We start from the raw sequence: 16,179 nt of genomic DNA on the forward strand, positions 1-16,179 counted from the left end.
GGGCACCTCGAAAGAGGTGCCTTTTTTTTCGTCTAGAATTGACGTTTACCTTTTGATCATTAAGCAAATCTAAAGTTACCTTTTCTCATTCTGAAGATATGAGAGGGGAAATAGTAATTTCAAAAAATCTGTTTTAGATTGGCCCATCTTTCAATGGTGGTTTTTTAACTAAGGCATACCCATGAACATAACTAAGAAAATTCTGATTAGTTTTTTTATTCTTTTTAATTTCTTCATCATGCTGAGAGTTCATATGCCTCTTGAGAATAAAGTCGTCTCAAAAGTCTATGAACCAATTGATTCTTATCTGTCTTTTTTTAGCATTTATCAATCTTGGACCATGTTTGCTCCTGATCCCTCCAGGTTAAATCTTTTTATTACTGCGGAGGTAGAGTTTGAAGACGGTTCTAAGGATTCATACGACTTTCCGAGGGCCAAGGATCTTGGTATGTTTGAAAATGTAGCTTATGGTGAGCGTTACGATAAACTCATGACGAGTTCTCTTTATAGAGATGACCATGACTTCCTTTGGAAGGACACAGCAAAATTCGTTCTGCGAAAACTTAAAGCGAAAAACTTTCATAAAATTCCAATGAAAGTTCACCTTGTAAAGCATTGGTATCTTACTCCTCGTCTGGAAAAAAAGTTTTTGCCTCATTTGTCGAATAATCAAACTTACGAAAGTTTCAAATTTTATACCTATGAGGTGCTGTAATGTTTATTCTTAGACGGGCCCTACGGTCATATGACAAATTCTTTTTTACTGAAAAACCCACTGAAGGAATCGCCCTGTTTCGAATCATTTGGATCGGGCTGATTTTTATTCAATATCTCTTTGATGTTCAAAACATCCATGATTTTTACGGGCCCCATGCTCTGATCTCATTCTCAACAGTAAAAGATCAGTTCCCTTTCATGCATGCGAATCTCTTTCACCTTTTCAATCCAAGCTATGAAGTTACATATGCTCTTTTTATTGTCTATGGTTTGTCACTTGTGACTTCAATGATGGGACTTTTTACAAGAACTTCACTGGTTGTGGCATTGCTTTGTATGACAAGTTTTCACCAGCGTACAATCTGGTATTTGAGTTCAGCAGAAGTGCTTATGCGAACGATTACCTTGTTGCTGATCTTTTCACCATGCGGGCATACGCTATCATTGGATTCGATTTTAGGAAAATATTTTCCACGCTTTAAACAGAAGAGAGACTGGCCGGTGTGGGCACTGAGATTAATCCAAATTCAACTATCCGTCGTCTACCTTTGGACCGTTTGGCATAAACTAAAAGGTGAGACTTGGCTTGATGGTACGGCAGTCTACTACGCTACTCGAGTAGAAAGTCTGGGAAATTTCTCCCTACCTTTCATTTTTAATTCGGTTCTAAGTTTGAAGCTTATGACTTGGGGGACCCTTCTTATAGAGTTCGCTTTAGGGACTCTTATTTGGCATAGGAAATTAAGAAAACCTCTCATCATTATTGGATTGTTCTTCCACTTGATTCTCCTTTACGTAATGGGCATCTGGTTTGAGTTCTATATGATGGCCCTTCTCATTAATTTCTATCGACCGGAAGAGCTAAAGGCCTTTGTAGTGAGAAAGACCGAGGCCCTAGTCTACGGGATTCAAGAAACTAATCTTGCAACAACAGTTAAAGAAAAAATGATTCGAACTCTGAGAGGGCAGATATGAAACGTTTCACTCGATACTGTTTAAACGTCGTTATTGTGTTTTATTTGACCATCATTTACTTCACTGGTGTTCCTGAAACAAACACTCTTAATTCGCGTTTAAAACAAAAAACGATGTCAGTTGCCATGGTCTTGGGAATTTGGCCGAGTTGGTCAATGTTTGCACCGAACCCAATTAAATTTGATTCTAAAAGTTATGTGGAAGTGACTTATAAGAACGGCGAGGTTAAAGAATATGATGTGGAAGAAAAAACAACTGGTATTCTCGCACCATTTAGAAAAGCACGCTGGATGAAGTATGCTCAGGACAATTTAAGAAATCCAAAGCAAAAAGGACTGCTTGGTCCGGCCATCCGCCATTTTGTTTGGAAGTATGATTCAAAAGAAAATCCAGTCGTAAGTGTAAAGATTAACCGTAAATGGGCCGAGGTACATCCTTTCTCTCATAAATCAATTCCTTCCATTTACCAAACTCCTAGAAAAGAAATGAATGAGATCTTAGTGACTCAAAAGGTTGAGAGGTAAGTATGTTTTCTCTAAAGGGATTTACAGACGGTTGGAACCGTTTTTTTTACGTTCAAACTGATGCGACAGCATTGTGTTTTTTTAGAATCATGTTTGGGTTCTTTTTATTTTTAAATGGCATCAGTTTAGTTGAGGATTTCGAAGCTTGGTATGGTGTGGGTGATAATGCTCTGGTGCCTCTCTTTGATTCTTTTTCTTTTTATGGTGATACTCGAATCAATATTTTTAAATGGCTTTCACCGACTGAGCTTTCGGGATGGTTTGTTTTAATTACTTATATCCTGTCTGCGATTGGTGTCATGATTGGTTTCAAGACCAGAATCTCGACGATTGTTTGTTTTATTTTAATGGTGTCTCTCCAGAATCGAAATTACGCCATTTTAAATAGCGGTGACACTATTATGCGATGTCTGCTGTTTCTGATGATCTTTGCTCCTACTCAGGTCAAATTTTCCGTCGATGCCTATTTAAGGGAAAGGGCAGGAGAGCCTTATAGGCCTGACGTTCTCATTCTGCCTCTGAGATTAATGCAATTGCAGTTTTCTCTGGTTTATTTTGCAACGACACTTTTTAAATTGAAGGGATACGACTGGGTAGATGGAACGGCTGTTTATTACACCTCCCGACTGGTCAATTTTCAGAGGATCGTCCTTCCATTTATTTTTGATTTCCCTTCGTTAGTTAAGTTTGCCACCTGGTCGGCCTTATTCATTGAATTTGCCATGGGAACATTGGTTTGGATCAAGGAACTGAGAGTTTGGGTCTTATTGGCGGGAATTCTTCTTCATTTGGGCATCGAAGTTTCCATGAGTATCGGTTTCTTTGAGTGGGTCATGATTGCGGGATATATTTTGTTCCTGGAGCCTGGAGAGATCAAATGGTTCACCACCCGGTTTAAACGATTGCTTCCTGAACGAATGTTGGTCAAAAATTAGAGTGGGGTTTATCCCCACTTTTTTTTGTCCAAAAATCACGTCCATTTGTCTTTATTGTGTTCTTTGATGAGCGTTCGGTGGGTTGGTTAGGGACAAGAAAAGTTTGATTAAAGAGCAAAAAAAGTCCCGCTCGAAAGCGGGACCTCATCATTAGAAACCTTTCTTAGAGAATGTTTCGTAAAGTTTTAACTTATCTTTTCTAGGACTTTCACACTTCAGATCACAGGCCTTAAGGATTGATCTCAGTAAGGAGTCACTTACAGTGGCAGTTTCGGTCTTTAAGAAAGTCCTTGCTGCGTAAACCACCTTATCACCAATCTCTTCACCTAAAGTCTCTCTCACGTCCCAAAGAACTGATAATGTGAAATCTGCTGTGGCCGCTCGGTTCGATTCGTCCCAGTGGCTATAAGGACGTTTATTTTGTGTGTCCTTAGGGGCCGAGTTACTGTAACCCTTGACCTTGGCATAGACTTTTCTCTTATCAGACATAACAGCTGCGAAGTAATCGGCCATCCCTTCGTTCACTGGAGTAGAGTGTGACATTTGAAGGTGATCGCTTAGCACGAGATGGGAATACTCATGATAAACAATTTCCGGAATCATCGCTGTCTCAAGATAGTAATACTTATCCATGAAAAGAGGATCAGCATACTTTGAAGCGTAGATGATTGCTTTTGTCATGGCGATTGTTCCTACCAAACGAAGCACGTCCTCATGTAATGGACGGGCAGCATAGGTTGGATAGAACATATGTTCCATAAGAGTCTGGTTGAAAGAATTGGCCGTGTAATTAATTAACGGACGTTCAAGTGCATTTAAAGAAGTGGTTAGAGGATTTGGTCCAGAAGGGGCCAGATCCTTTGCTGGAATAGACTTCATTGGTCTGAACCAGATCTCCTTTTCCCACTTGTCTTGCTTTTCAGCAGGGACCCATGATGGAGTTTCACCGGCCGGTACTGAAAGAGCGTTGTTGTATTGAGGAGCGCGATTATCATTGGCAAAATGTCCGAGCTCATCAAATTGGTTAAAAATTTCAAGACGGATCGTGATTTTAGGCAAAGAGGCCGCATGCTCAGACTTCACTTGATCTACCCAGTACTGACGGGCCTTGTTCAAGTGATAATAAACGTTGGCGGCTTTAAGAAGAAGCTTTTCATCTTTTTCATCGAATGAAACGGCCTCTTTCCCTTTGCTTTTTACGATTTTGAAGTACTTACCATCAAAAGAGTTGTTACTTTCTAAATCAGGCATTTCCATCTTTGTGTAGTATGGTTTTGTTGATCGACCATCTCTTCTTACAAGTACAGTAAATTGCGGACCGTTTTCTGCCAAAGCAGCTCCTGAAACCAGGAGGGCCAGGGCCATAATAAATTTATTTTTCATATGTTTCTTCTCCTCATTAAATAATCACGTTCCAGTTGTCATCAGGGTCAGGTTGGTTGCCAACGTTCATCACTTTTGACTGAGTAAGAACTAGGGCCACTGCACCGATAATGTTCCAAGGAGGTGGAAGATAGAATGTGGCAGTTCCTGCAAGAGAGAAAGCGAAGCTTGCATAGGTCTTCCACTTTGGATTTTGCGGATTCCAGAAGTCTTCAAACTTTAGAACATAATCAAGTTCCTCAGATTTAATGAAACCTGTTTCGTATGCAGCAGCAATGAGGTCATCATATTCAAGACCTGTATTTTTGAAGGCCTCTGATCTCATGACTTCGCCCATTTCTTTACGAAGCATTTTTACTGCCGCACGATATTGTTCCATTGGCGAGAAGATATAGACTTCAGTTTCACCCTGAGGATCTTCTGTATACTGCCAGTTAAGAGAAACTTGCTTGGCATCCATACGCTTGGCCGTTCTCTCAATAATTTGAGCAAGCATCATAATCTGAGTACTGTTGAAGTTCTTGAAGAGACGACCACGTTGAGTTAGGCGTTCTTTACGAGAAACATACTTCTCAGAAAATGTATGTGTCGTGCTGGTTTCTGCAGACTTTGTCAGCTTATCTTTGGCGTTGTTAACAATGTCAACGTAACGCTTGAAAGTAAGGGGCCATTCAAGAACACCTCGGTTTCTTAATGATTCAAGCTTATTGTAGATGGCGAGGTTGATAACACCCTGGCGATAAGCGTGGTAGTTCAGCTTTTGAACTTTGGCATCACGTTCTTTGGCCGTTTTCCAAGTAAGCTTTACCACCATGTTGAAATAGGTATCAAGAGTACAAGTCTTAATATCATCCGGCCAAGTCTGGAATGGCTCATAAAGTTTTTTGATGTCAAGGCCATTCTCCATGCCGGTTCCATTTGGTCTGACAAATGGAAGACGAGCATTCACTCTGTTAATGAGGTCAAGTCGAACGTTGGTTGAGTCTTTGAGGAGCTTCAGAAAAATGTCATCAATCATGTTGTTCTTTCTTAGGAACAACAAGAAAGTATAAAGCTCTTCATCTGGTCCAAGGACATCTTGTGAACGTGCTTTATTGGTCAAGCGAGCAACCAGACCAACCTCACATGTCGTATCGATCTTCTCTTCTTCGTTCATGGTCTCTTCCAGAACTTTAAGCGCGCGAACTTTTAGTTCTGCTTCTTCTAATCTGTGCTGGTGAACCCATTGCTGAATGTTAGAAAGATCATCGGTCGAAAGCAGACGCGAATTAGCTTCTTTGTTATTGGCAAGTAGCCTAACGTCGAAAGCATTTGCGTTGGTAACTAAGAGCAGGACTGAGGCGAGTAACAAGACAATTTTTTTCATATGGAACCCTCCCAAAAAAATTTGACCCTTTATGCCTGAGTGTTTGCATAATAGGAACGAACTTTCTTGTTTTGTGAGGATGACTTTAATGAATTATGATTTGAAATCTGATTCAGCTAACTTCACATGGGAAGTTTAAGGGCAGCTTTTGCGTTAGTTTCAGAGCGAAAAATTTAAATTTAAGAATTACTTTAGTTAGAGGATAAATTTTTTGCGCTCTTCAGCAGTTGGAAGACGACAAGTTTCTTTTTTACCGAACAAACGATAACGATTCTCTGCGACCATGTCGTAGACCTTGTTTGAGAGGACAACGGGAAGGATTTTTCCGAGAGCGGAAATCTTCCAGATGCCACCAAGATCTCCTAGGACTTCAAGAACTGCCTCTGATTTTCGGAATGTTCTACCATTTTTGAGAAGGACCACTGAAGTCAGATCTCTCGTCATTTCAGCTGGAAGTTCTTTCTGAGCGTAATCACTTTGAAGAGGCGAGAAGAGGAAATGATTTTTCTTATCGGCAGAAATAACGAAATCAACGAAGCCATTGCATAGGCCACAAACACCATCGAAGAAAATGACTTGTGAGTTTTTTGAATTCTGTTCCATCTTGCCTCCGGAAACCGTGTTCTTCAGTCAATTATCGCTTTCTTTATGAGAGTTCCAGCTTAATTTATCTTATTTCTCTTGGCTTCACACTCAAGACTGAGCATGCGTTATCCGAAAATAAGCCTATGAAGAATTGCGTTGCTTGCGAACATGAAGGAAAAATGGCAATGGCCGACTATGTTGATGTGGTTTATCAAACCAGTGGTCGACATATTTATCTGCGTCTTTGCTATAACCATTCTGTGGAGTTGTTCAAAAGAGGGCAAACTCCATTTTCTTGTAAATATCGAATCAGTAACGAAGACAAACCCCGAGAGCAACGTAATCCACTTTCAAATTTCATGCTCTTTAATTCATTCAGGTAAAATATGTTAAATGATGACGGCGAAAAAATTGATCCAAATCTCTTGAACAGCTTTATAAGAGAGTCATCTGAAGTCATTGAAAATTTAAAATCTTTTCTTGCCGAGTTTACCGAGCCATCTCAAAACAGCTGCTTTGAAAAATTTGGCCAACAGGTCGATCGAGTGATGGGCGCTGCTTTTACTCTTTCATTAAATGAAATGGGCGAGTTATGTCGCTTAGGCAAGGAACTAGGTTATAAATCCAGTCAGGTCTCAGAAATCAGTAAACTTCTCACTGTGCAAAGTCTACTTTCTCAATTGGTGAAGATTCTCGAAAACATTTTAAAGAGCCTAAAGGCCGGTCAGCGTGAGAAAAGCGAAGACGTAGCACCTTTACTAAAGCGCATGACTGAAGCAAGTGCCATGCTTGGTAATCTTCGAACATCCGTCAAAGTTTGATTATGATAGATCCTGTCTGGGAAGAAAAACTTTCGTTTTTGGTTCAACAGGATCATGCAATGAGAGAGGTTCTTCTTCAGAAGGGCATATTGGGCGACACCTATCATCCTGAGATGGAAAAGATTCATCTCTCTAATGCTAAAAAACTCCAGAGCATGATTGAGAAAATGGGATTTCCTGTTTTGAGCAATGCCGGAGAGAAAGGTGTGAGACTTTCCTGGCTTATTATTCAACATGCGATCTCCTGGCCGGACTTTATGAAAGAGTGCCTGACACAAATGAGATTGGCGGCCGCTCAACATGATTACCTTTTAGAACTTTTGGCCTACACTGATGATCGAATAGCTTTCTTTGAAGACCGTCCTCAACTTTACGGAACAAATTTGGATTGGATTGCAGGTGAACTCAAGCGAACACCAATTGCTGATCCAGCTTTTCTGGATCAGAGGAGAAAGTCTTTGGGGTTGCCACCAATATCTCGAGTCCCGATTCCTGCAGGTGAAGAAAGACCTCCAAAAGATCCGGAGAAAAAGCTCCGCGAATTCAAAGAATGGCAGCGTAGAGTCGGCTGGATTCCTTAAAATCAGCCAGTTAGGCCATCTGTATTTTTTACTCCTCCATACATTCTCTCGCTCATTAATGTTATAAAAACGGCCCATGAAATGCTTAAAATGGCTTACTATCCCATTCTTATGTTCGACATTGGCATCCGCAGAAGTGCCTCAGGACATTGTTATCAAGACTCGTTTTGATTTGGAGTCCTCTGAAGCATTTATCAATCAATTACGAATCTTTCTGGTTAATAATAATTTTGGTGATCCATATTCGCAGGAGCTGGCCAGACCCCTCAAGGTCGATTTAGCGAAGGCCTTGGATGAAATTCCACCTGACACTCAGGCCTGGATTCGCGAACTTCAATCAGTTCTTAGTGTGAATGTATTTGAATCTGATTATCAGATGATCGTTGAAAAACTCAGCTATACGGTGAATGAGTTTAATTCGGAGTTCAAGACTGACACTGCATCGGTCGGTCGGGTCGATTATGTGACCGTAAGTTATGTTAAGGGTCTTTGTCTGCGGGCCGATAAAGTTGTGTTCCAAGTTGAACTAAAAAAGACCCAAACAAAAGAGCCAATTCGTTTTAAAGTGGAACTACTTAGACCTGAATTCATCGTAAATCCTGAATTGACTGCTGAATTATCTCTAGGATGGATGACTTCAATCCTACCAGAAAATTTCCAGTTATCTCTTACAGTTGTTGATATTGAGAAACTGATGGCAAAAATTGTACGGCGACCCGATCTGATTGATTTGAATGTGGCAGATGTAACAATGCCAAATGTTTCGGTTCGGATTGGTAATAAAGAAATTAAATTTGATAAGAATAAGATCAAAAATTTCTTCTCCAAGAATCAGGGCGAGCTTAAAAAAGGGATTCTTGATCTCCTGAACGTTCGCATGAAAGATCGTTTCTCGAACATAATTAAAGATAGCCCACAGCAACTTCTGCTTCCGAAGACATTTGGGATTAAATCAGAGATTAACGGTGTCTTTGATCTGCAAAAAATGAGTGCCAACCAGACCGGTATTATTCAAGTTGAAGTGGATGGACATTTCTGCTCTCGTCAGGTTTCAGGGACAAAAGACATTTGTGCGAATGAAAGAATAGGAACGAAGCTTCGCCGTAAGATCGAACTGGCCGATTATCAGAAATCTATTCGTGAAATCAACCGTAGCCTGATTGAAAAGAAAACCAACATTGCAGTGAGCGTGAGTGAGGATTATCTAAACCAGCTGGTTGCTGCCACAGTGAACAGCGGCCTATGGGAAGAAAAGCTTAAAGGACGCAAGTTCAAACTTGGGCCAGAGCATGCGTTTGTTTTAGCGGAAGAGAAGGGCGAGACTTTCTCTTTATACCTCGATATTATTTATCAACTTTCTGGTGCTCAAAGAATTTTAGTAGGGCGATCAGAACTTCGGTTCCCTGTTAGATTCAAAATTGCTCTAAGTTTTGAAGAGATTCAGGGTGTTCCTCACTTTTTAATCCAAGTGAAGGAAGTGGCCACTGATGATAAGCTCCTCATAAATGGAGCTCCAGAATTTGGTCTTCCGACTACTGTAAATTCAGTTCGTTTCCAGAACAAAGTTCTGGCGGCGATTCATGAGGAAGTAGATGATTTCGCGGGCGAGATCCTAGTGGATCTGGAAATGAAAGAATTAGAAGGGACTACTTTCACAAATTTAGAGTTCTTTTCTGATGGATTGGGCAGAGGAACAGCGACCTTAGGTTTTGGAGATAAGAATGAAGCTTTTTAGTCTATTCGTATTATTCACATCTTTTTCTACCTTTGCCGGTTCTAGGGTAGAGTGTGTTGCCGGTGCCCATAAGGTAATTGTTGAAAACGTTTCTCAGCGGGAATTAAAAGTGACCTTTAGAGGTGAAACTGTTCTCGCCGATGGTATCCTGGATAATGAGCAGGTGGATTTAGTGGCCCGGTTTTCTTCAATCGGTGAGATGACCCTCTTTGCCAAAATCTCAAAAACAGCTCCTGAGAACTATATGTTCATTCAGGGACAAAGAATTCCGGCCGTCTGTCGTTAAAATAATTCACTAATTTCCCTCACAAGGTTAAAATGGACGGGTTAAAGGAGACCCCATGGCCCGTATTACCGTTCTACCAGAAGAGCAACTAGCTGAACTTAAGCGTGGAGCATTTGAAATCCTTCCTGAGGAAGAAATGCTTAAAAAGCTTAAGAAGTCATATGAGACTCAGAAGCCGCTTAAAATTAAACTAGGCGCTGACCCTTCTCGCCCTGACATTCACTTAGGACATACTGTTGTTTTACAAAAGCTGCGTTTGTTCCAGGAATTTGGCCACGAAATCTACTTCCTAATTGGTGACTATACGGCACAAATTGGCGATCCGACTGGTAAAAATAAAACTCGTCCGATTCTTTCTGACGAAGAAGTTAAAGAAAACGCTAAAACGTATTCTGAACAAATCGGAAAGATTCTTGATCTAAGCAAAACACATATTGTTTTCAACAAAGACTGGCTGGGTAAATTCTCTGGTCTTGAGCTTATTCAGCTTATGGGGAAAGCAACTGTTGGTGCTCTTCTTCAGCGTGATGATTTCAATAAACGTTATACAACTGGTGAGGCCATTTATCTTCACGAGTTCGTTTATCCAGTTCTTCAAGGTTACGATTCAGTTCACTTAAAAGCGGACGTTGAACTTGGTGGGACAGATCAGACGTTCAACCTTATGATGGGTCGCCAGCTTCAGTATGCTTACGGTCAAGAAGCTCAGTGTATTCTTACTATGCCGCTTCTCGAGGGAACTGATGGCGTAAACAAGATGTCTAAGTCCCTTGATAACTATATCGGGCTTACAGATACTCCAACAAACATGTTCGGTAAGCTTATGTCGATTTCCGATGAGCTTATGAAGAAGTACTATCTTCTTCTTTGTCGCCGTCCGGCGGTTGAAGTTGAGGCGATGATTAATGGCCTTAATAATGGCTCAATTCATCCGATGGAAGCAAAGAAGGCCCTGGCATCAGAAATCACTGGCTATTATCACGGTGAAGCTGCTGGAAAAGAGGAAAGAGAAAAATTCGAAGCTCGTTTCTCTAAGAAGCAGATTCCAGATGATATCCAAACGATTACTCGTCCAGCTGGCAAGGTCGCTCTTTTAGATTTCTTTCTAGAACTTGGACTTATCAAATCGAAGTCAGATGGTCGTCGTTTGATTCAGCAGAACGCAGTTAAAGTCAATTTTGAGAACCACACTACCGATACTCTTAACCTCGAAAAAGGGCAGGAGCTAATTCTTAAAATCGGTAAACTCAGAATGGTTAAACTAATCGGCGAATAAAAAAGGCGAGCTTAGTAGCTCGCCGTCGATGTTAGACCTTTTACAATTTCCACACTAGCACTAGTTCCGAGGCGGGTAGCACCTGCCTCGATCATTTTACGGGCCGTTTCAGCATCTCGAATTCCACCACTGGCCTTGACCCCCATTGAACCTACAATTGAGCGCATAAGTTTTACGTCTTCAACCGTTGCACCACCAGTCGAGAAACCGGTAGAGGTCTTAACGAAATCAACTTTCGCTTTTACGGCCAGCTCGCAGGCCTTAATTTTCTCTTCTTGAGTAAGAAGACAAGTTTCAAGAATGACTTTCAAAAGACTTCCTTGTTGGTGACAGACTTGAGCAAGTGAAGACATATCATCAAGAACGTATTGCCATTCACCTGATTTGATGGCTGATAAATTGATGACCATGTCAATTTCACGAGCACCTTCTGCGACCGCCTTCATGGCCTCGAAACGTTTTGTTTCCATAGTCGAGGCACCAAGGGGAAATCCGACAACGGTACAGACTTTCACATTAGTTCCAGAAAGAAGGGCGAGGGCCTTTTTTACGTAATATGAGTTCACACAAACTGAAAAGAACTCATATTCTTTGGCCTCAGCACACAATTTTTCAATCTGAGAAATACTGGCATCGGCCTTTAGTAAAGTGTGATCAATGTATTGGTTGAATTTCATTTTATACCTTTGGAATAGATGTTTGCTTTACGATCTCACGATTCGCATGTTGGGCCATGAACTGTTGATACACGGGGCGCTTATCGAGATTAAGAATACCTCTAAATTGTCCCCAATCAAGGAAAGCATAAAGAGTCATGCTTTGGAAGTTCCAGTTTTTCATTCCTTCTGTTTGAGTGAAAGGGGTTAGATAATCGAGAACTGAATCTATGCGGTCCTTATGACGATTCACAATCATATAAGGTTCGTCGATGCTTATGCCTGAACGCTTAAACTGGAACAAAGAGATGCCTGCATTTAAGGCCCCCTCAATCGCTGTAAGAGTATTTTCATCTTCAAGACTCATGGTTTGAAACTTGTACTTATTATTTAAGTAATAAAAGATCTGACGTGAGTCCCAAATCTTTTCTTCACCCATCACCAGAACAGGGATCTGATTAATAGGATTAACTTTGTTCAATTTGATGCCGTCATCAGTTTCATAAATATTTAATTCTGCAAGTTCGTACGGAATCGTTTCCATTAACATGCGGATACGACGAACAAAAGGCGAAGTGAGGGATCCAATCAGCGTGTATTTCATATGAGTCTCCAATGTCTCGATTTTAATTTTTCTCCAGGTCTGTTGGCAAAAAGAATGATAGTCATTCTTTCATCAGTGTCTAAAATTTAGACACTTTTTCCCTCCTAACTAACCAAAAATACTCTATGAGGCTTGGCACGATTCTTGGATGTATAGAGTCAAAATTTATACATTTCTCTGAGGGGGGAATTTTTATGAAACACACACTACTTAAGAATCTGTTTTTCACGACATTACTATTAGCTTTCGTTGTTGGTTGCGGTAAAGATGGTGGCGGCGGTAGCGGTGGTGGTAATAATAACTATACAACAAACCCAATTAATTCTGGCCAAGGGAATGAGAATATTTCTTCATCGGCCATCCAGGGCTATAACGTTCTTGTGAATTGGAAAAATAATTTGCAATCCAATCCTGGACAAGAGAGACCTTTAATGGGCTACGGTCGCGGTTATGCAAAAGGTGTGATTGCAATTAATAATTCGAGTACTCCATCTATTCCGGCAGGATGTGAAAATATCGGCTGGGATTCGTTCCCGATTTATTGGTGTAAGAACACTGGCCAACAAACTCAGCCTGTCGTAACACCAATTAGTGTTCTAGAAAAAAGATGTACGGCCCAGTCATATGTAAATAATGTTCTGCAGGTTTCATATATGACAGCTACTAGTTTATCTAGTTCAGGATGTACTCCAACTGGCAGTTCAACTGTATACAATATTGCTAATAACACTGAGTTGAATCAGCTTTTATCTTTCCAGAAGGGGAAAATCTTAAGAATTTACAGTCAATACAATGGAGTTTATGTAATTGAACTAGGTGCTAAAGTTCCTGAAGGCTATTCGACACCAACAACTGCGATTTACACGATTGATGTGAATAAGCATTCGATTTACAATCCAATTGCGATTCAAACTTCGAATGACCAAATCACAAAGGTATATGAAGCATATTAAAAATCTAATCATTGATTAAATTCCAGGGCGGCTTCGGCCGCCCTTTTTCGTTTTAAGCAGAATTGTCGGATTTTATTTCTTCACTTTTTCTTAATCTATCCTCACTAAAAATCCAGTTTCACGTTATCCTATTAGTACTAATTTTCTATTGCCAAGGACGAGGTAATTTATGGGCTATTACAAAGCTGATATTCGCGACATCGAATTTAACCTTACAGAGCTATTAAAAGTACAAGATTGGAAAGACTTCGGTCTTGAAGAGAATGACGTAAAAGGCATTCTTGCTGAATATAACAAGTACGTTGAAAACGAAGTTTTCCCAACTCGTGAACCATCAGATCACGTTGGGGTAAAACATGTTAATGGAAAGGTGATTGTTCCTGAATCACTTCACGGAGTACAAAAATCATTCTACGCCAATGGTTGGTTTGCTCTTGGTATGCCGGCCGAAGTAGGTGGTACACCAGTACCTGAATCTCTTTACGTCGCTTGTATGTCTTTAGCGACAGGTGCAAACTGTGCTTGGACCATGTATCCAGGTCTTTCTCGTGCTGCTCTTAACGTTCTTAACCTTAAAGGTAATGACTTTATGAAGACCAACATCATTCCAAAAATGATGGAAGGTACATGGGGCGGAACAATGTGCTTAACTGAGCCAGGTGCCGGTTCAGACGTTGGTGCTCTTCGCTCAACTGCCAAGCCCCTTGGTAATGGCAAATATTCAATCAAAGGAACAAAGATCTTCATCTCTTCTGGTGAGTCTGATCTTTATGAAAACAATATCCACCTGGTTCTTGCTCGTACCCCAAATGGTGGAGAAGGTTCGAAAGGGATTTCTCTTTTCGTCGTACCTCGTTTCAAGATCAATGACGACGGATCAATGGGTGGAACAAACCACGTGATCTGCTCTAAGATTGAGCACAAAATGGGTATTCACGCTTCTGCAACTTGCGAGATGCAGTTTGGTACAGATGGTGAAACTGAAGGCTGGCTAATTGGTGACGAGTTTGATGGTATGGCGACTATGTTCATCATGATGAACGAGGCACGTCTTTACTGTGGTATCCAAGGTGAATCACAAGCAAACGCGGCCTACATGATGGCAGAGAAATATACAAAAGAACGCGTTCAGTTTGGTAAAGAAATCGTTCATCATCCAGATGTTCGTCGTAATCTTCTTACGATGAGAGCTCAGGCCCGTGGTATGCGTGCTCTATGTCTTTATACTGCAAACCTTTTCAATAAAGCTCACAAGGATCCTAAAGCTGAGGCCATCATTGGCCTTCTTACTCCGATCTGTAAGGCGTATTGTTCAGAGACTGGTTTCCAAGTTTCTTCAAATGCTCTTCAGGCGCACGGTGGTTACGGCTACTGTACTGAATACGGAGTAGAGCAATATGTTCGTGATACTCAAATCGCGATGATTTACGAAGGAACGAATGGTATTCAGGCCATCGACTTCGTGATGAGAAAAATCCTAAAAGATGGTGGTAAAACTCTTACTGCTTTGACTTCTGAAATCGTAGCTGCTGTTCAAGGACTGGATGATGCGAAATTCAAGAAAGAGAAGGACATCTTCAACAAAGTTCTTCTAAGTGCTCAGGGTGTAATGCAGCACATTTCTGGTTACGCGAAGAATAATCAGTTCAATATGATCCTTCAGAACTGTACCGATTTCCTCAACTTTGCTTCTCAGATGGTTATTGCATGGCAACTTCTTGAGTCAGCGGTTCTAGCTGATAAGAAACTGGCCACGGCATCTGGCGATGATAAGAAATATTATGAGTCGAAAGTGACTGATTTCAGAGTATATTGCGCTCATTATTTGATTTACAATCTTTCAACTGCCAAAACAATCACTGAGTTCACTGAAGATATGACGACGCTGGAGATTTGATCCAGTTCGTGATAGAATACGTGTAATTTAAGTTTAAAAGGTTACACCGTGTTAAAAGATAAAGTCTTTGAGTTGTCTCAGAAGTTTTCTGGGACAACTCATGGCAGTTCCGATTACGACAAAGATCATATCTTTGTTAGAGGGAGCAGTGATCGGGAGTATGTCCCTTTCAGCTACCTTCAAAAAGAAGTGCCTGAAATTGATTCCATCAATAAGCTCAAGTCAGAAGGTTTCGTTTTTAGTTCTTATGATTTCCTGGAAATCAATGAGTTCGATCAATGGTATCTGAGCCAATTTAATAAGCGCCTTCCTAGTAAGGCGATGAAGAGCATTGGCATTCTGCACCTCCCTGACCAAAAGGCCATCTTCGATACCGTAGAAGTTGTTCACCAGACCTTTCAGATCCTGAAGGATCACAAGGTTTTGATGAATGGCAAAAACTTACCGATTCAGTTAGGTGAGTGGTACGCGAAGATTATTTTTGGCCTTCACCAAATTAAAAGTTCCTCTCAGCGTGGCTTCGATTTTAAGACTGAAAATGGCAGCACCGTTGAAGTAAAAGTTCATTGGCATGATTCGACCTCACCGAAAGGGGTTAAAATCAAAAAATCTTTAGCTGAACTATCTGATTTTTGCATTATTATGTATGTAGCCAAGAACTTTACAATTAGAGACATTCTCTTTTTGGATTCTGAGTTCATTCTGCGCAAGTTCGATACGAAAGGTCACACGATCTTTCTAAAGGATCAGGACGTCGCAGGATATTTCTTCAGTAAATCCGACAAGCATTTTGACAAAGTTGTAAACAAAACGGCGTTGTTGAAATTTGCTAGCCCAACTTTGGCGATGAAACTAGAAGATCGTTTAAAGTAAGCTAAGCTCATA

At 40.7% G+C, this 16,179-nt stretch carries 18 protein-coding genes; 13 read left to right on the plus strand and 5 right to left on the minus strand.

All coding sequences use genetic code 11. From position 1 onward, the window contains the following. Positions 1–181 precede the first annotated feature (181 nt). Genes ACJVC5_RS07910 through ACJVC5_RS07925 form a run of 4 tightly spaced genes read left to right on the plus strand, consistent with a single transcriptional unit; the run spans position 182 to position 3,151 of the window. Positions 182–715 carry a hypothetical protein gene (locus ACJVC5_RS07910; protein WP_408098830.1) on the plus strand — a complete coding sequence of 178 codons (534 nt, stop codon included), beginning with the start codon at positions 182–184 and terminating at the stop codon, positions 713–715. After that, positions 715–1,692: an HTTM domain-containing protein gene (locus ACJVC5_RS07915; protein ID WP_408098831.1), complete on the plus strand. Its 978-nt coding sequence runs from the start codon at positions 715–717 to the stop codon at positions 1,690–1,692. Before ACJVC5_RS07910 ends, ACJVC5_RS07915 begins: the two co-directional genes overlap by 1 nt. Continuing rightward, positions 1,689–2,216, plus strand: a complete 528-nt coding sequence (locus ACJVC5_RS07920; protein WP_408098832.1) for a hypothetical protein — start codon at positions 1,689–1,691, stop codon at positions 2,214–2,216. The genes ACJVC5_RS07915 and ACJVC5_RS07920 overlap by 4 nt, the downstream gene beginning before the upstream one ends. A gap of 2 nt (positions 2,217–2,218) precedes the next feature. Beyond that, positions 2,219–3,151 carry an HTTM domain-containing protein gene (locus ACJVC5_RS07925; protein WP_408098833.1) on the plus strand — a complete coding sequence of 311 codons (933 nt, stop codon included), beginning with the start codon at positions 2,219–2,221 and terminating at the stop codon, positions 3,149–3,151. Positions 3,152–3,301: 150 nt separating this feature from the next. Here the strand turns inward: ACJVC5_RS07925 and ACJVC5_RS07930 are convergent, their stop codons facing one another. The 3 genes from ACJVC5_RS07930 to ACJVC5_RS07940 form a co-directional block, all read right to left on the minus strand. Further along, entirely contained in the window at positions 3,302–4,534 is a 1,233-nt protein-coding gene (locus ACJVC5_RS07930) for a hypothetical protein (RefSeq protein WP_408098834.1), read from the minus strand. A 16-nt stretch (positions 4,535–4,550) separates the two neighbouring features. Then, positions 4,551–5,900 carry a hypothetical protein gene (locus tag ACJVC5_RS07935; protein WP_408098835.1) on the minus strand — a complete coding sequence of 450 codons (1,350 nt, stop codon included), beginning with the start codon at positions 5,898–5,900 and terminating at the stop codon, positions 4,551–4,553. 195 nt (positions 5,901–6,095) lie between these two features. Continuing rightward, entirely contained in the window at positions 6,096–6,503 is a 408-nt protein-coding gene (locus ACJVC5_RS07940) for a thiol-disulfide oxidoreductase DCC family protein (protein ID WP_408098836.1), read from the minus strand. A 125-nt stretch (positions 6,504–6,628) separates the two neighbouring features. On the opposite strand from ACJVC5_RS07940, the gene ACJVC5_RS07945 reads away from it, so the two are divergent. From ACJVC5_RS07945 to tyrS, 6 genes are all read left to right on the plus strand, one after another. Beyond that, positions 6,629–6,868: a hypothetical protein gene (locus ACJVC5_RS07945; RefSeq protein ID WP_408098837.1), complete on the plus strand. Its 240-nt coding sequence runs from the start codon at positions 6,629–6,631 to the stop codon at positions 6,866–6,868. A 3-nt stretch (positions 6,869–6,871) separates the two neighbouring features. Next, complete coding sequence (locus ACJVC5_RS07950) at positions 6,872–7,306, plus strand: hypothetical protein (RefSeq protein ID WP_408098838.1); 435 nt, start codon at positions 6,872–6,874, stop codon at positions 7,304–7,306. A 2-nt stretch (positions 7,307–7,308) separates the two neighbouring features. Continuing rightward, positions 7,309–7,887 carry a DUF6624 domain-containing protein gene (locus tag ACJVC5_RS07955; RefSeq protein ID WP_408098839.1) on the plus strand — a complete coding sequence of 193 codons (579 nt, stop codon included), beginning with the start codon at positions 7,309–7,311 and terminating at the stop codon, positions 7,885–7,887. 76 nt (positions 7,888–7,963) lie between these two features. Continuing rightward, the gene (locus ACJVC5_RS07960; RefSeq protein ID WP_408098840.1) at positions 7,964–9,622 is read left to right on the plus strand and encodes a hypothetical protein; all 1,659 of its coding nucleotides are present in this window, start codon (positions 7,964–7,966) and stop codon (positions 9,620–9,622) included. Further along, on the plus strand, positions 9,609–9,908 hold the full coding sequence (locus ACJVC5_RS07965) for a hypothetical protein (protein WP_408098841.1): 300 nt from the start codon (positions 9,609–9,611) through the stop codon (positions 9,906–9,908). Before ACJVC5_RS07960 ends, ACJVC5_RS07965 begins: the two co-directional genes overlap by 14 nt. 55 nt (positions 9,909–9,963) lie before the next feature. Beyond that, positions 9,964–11,184, plus strand: a complete 1,221-nt coding sequence (gene tyrS, locus ACJVC5_RS07970) for a tyrosine--tRNA ligase (RefSeq protein WP_408098842.1) — start codon at positions 9,964–9,966, stop codon at positions 11,182–11,184. Between the two features lie 11 nt (positions 11,185–11,195). Here tyrS and deoC read toward each other — a convergent pair whose 3' ends face one another. Continuing rightward, entirely contained in the window at positions 11,196–11,861 is a 666-nt protein-coding gene (deoC, locus tag ACJVC5_RS07975) for a deoxyribose-phosphate aldolase (RefSeq protein WP_408098843.1), read from the minus strand. Position 11,862: 1 nt separating this feature from the next. Beyond that, positions 11,863–12,444 (minus strand): glutathione S-transferase, encoded by a 582-nt coding sequence (locus ACJVC5_RS07980; RefSeq protein ID WP_408098844.1) that lies wholly within the window; start codon positions 12,442–12,444, stop codon positions 11,863–11,865. Positions 12,445–12,638: 194 nt separating this feature from the next. On the opposite strand from ACJVC5_RS07980, the gene ACJVC5_RS07985 reads away from it, so the two are divergent. The 3 genes from ACJVC5_RS07985 (at position 12,639) to ACJVC5_RS07995 (ending at position 16,167) form a co-directional block, all read left to right on the plus strand. Beyond that, positions 12,639–13,397, plus strand: a complete 759-nt coding sequence (locus tag ACJVC5_RS07985) for a hypothetical protein (RefSeq protein ID WP_408098845.1) — start codon at positions 12,639–12,641, stop codon at positions 13,395–13,397. 169 nt (positions 13,398–13,566) lie between these two features. After that, positions 13,567–15,294, plus strand: a complete 1,728-nt coding sequence (locus ACJVC5_RS07990; RefSeq protein ID WP_408098846.1) for an acyl-CoA dehydrogenase — start codon at positions 13,567–13,569, stop codon at positions 15,292–15,294. 48 nt (positions 15,295–15,342) lie between these two features. Next, positions 15,343–16,167 (plus strand): hypothetical protein, encoded by an 825-nt coding sequence (locus tag ACJVC5_RS07995; RefSeq protein ID WP_408098847.1) that lies wholly within the window; start codon positions 15,343–15,345, stop codon positions 16,165–16,167. The last annotated feature ends 12 nt before the right edge of the window (positions 16,168–16,179 follow it).

Origin of the sequence: Peredibacter sp. HCB2-198 (assembly GCF_045999315.1) — a bacterium.
In the GTDB taxonomy this organism is placed as follows: Bacteria; Bdellovibrionota; Bacteriovoracia; order Bacteriovoracales; family Bacteriovoracaceae; genus Peredibacter.

Excerpts from the sequence above, each read along its gene's own strand:
- ACJVC5_RS07910 (WP_408098830.1), top strand. The coding sequence starts at position 182 with ATGAACATAACTAAGAAAATTCTGATTAGTTTTTTTATTCTTTTTAAT.
- ACJVC5_RS07915 (WP_408098831.1), top strand. The coding sequence starts at position 715 with ATGTTTATTCTTAGACGGGCCCTACGGTCATATGACAAATTCTTTTTT.
- ACJVC5_RS07920 (WP_408098832.1), top strand. The coding sequence starts at position 1,689 with ATGAAACGTTTCACTCGATACTGTTTAAACGTCGTTATTGTGTTTTAT.
- ACJVC5_RS07925 (WP_408098833.1), top strand. The coding sequence starts at position 2,219 with ATGTTTTCTCTAAAGGGATTTACAGACGGTTGGAACCGTTTTTTTTAC.
- ACJVC5_RS07930 (WP_408098834.1), bottom strand. The coding sequence starts at position 4,534 with ATGAAAAATAAATTTATTATGGCCCTGGCCCTCCTGGTTTCAGGAGCT.
- ACJVC5_RS07935 (WP_408098835.1), bottom strand. The coding sequence starts at position 5,900 with ATGAAAAAAATTGTCTTGTTACTCGCCTCAGTCCTGCTCTTAGTTACC.
- ACJVC5_RS07940 (WP_408098836.1), bottom strand. The coding sequence starts at position 6,503 with ATGGAACAGAATTCAAAAAACTCACAAGTCATTTTCTTCGATGGTGTT.
- ACJVC5_RS07945 (WP_408098837.1), top strand. The coding sequence starts at position 6,629 with ATGAAGAATTGCGTTGCTTGCGAACATGAAGGAAAAATGGCAATGGCC.
- ACJVC5_RS07950 (WP_408098838.1), top strand. The coding sequence starts at position 6,872 with ATGTTAAATGATGACGGCGAAAAAATTGATCCAAATCTCTTGAACAGC.
- ACJVC5_RS07955 (WP_408098839.1), top strand. The coding sequence starts at position 7,309 with ATGATAGATCCTGTCTGGGAAGAAAAACTTTCGTTTTTGGTTCAACAG.
- ACJVC5_RS07960 (WP_408098840.1), top strand. The coding sequence starts at position 7,964 with ATGAAATGCTTAAAATGGCTTACTATCCCATTCTTATGTTCGACATTG.
- ACJVC5_RS07965 (WP_408098841.1), top strand. The coding sequence starts at position 9,609 with ATGAAGCTTTTTAGTCTATTCGTATTATTCACATCTTTTTCTACCTTT.
- tyrS (WP_408098842.1), top strand. The coding sequence starts at position 9,964 with ATGGCCCGTATTACCGTTCTACCAGAAGAGCAACTAGCTGAACTTAAG.
- deoC (WP_408098843.1), bottom strand. The coding sequence starts at position 11,861 with ATGAAATTCAACCAATACATTGATCACACTTTACTAAAGGCCGATGCC.
- ACJVC5_RS07980 (WP_408098844.1), bottom strand. The coding sequence starts at position 12,444 with ATGAAATACACGCTGATTGGATCCCTCACTTCGCCTTTTGTTCGTCGT.
- ACJVC5_RS07985 (WP_408098845.1), top strand. The coding sequence starts at position 12,639 with ATGAAACACACACTACTTAAGAATCTGTTTTTCACGACATTACTATTA.
- ACJVC5_RS07990 (WP_408098846.1), top strand. The coding sequence starts at position 13,567 with ATGGGCTATTACAAAGCTGATATTCGCGACATCGAATTTAACCTTACA.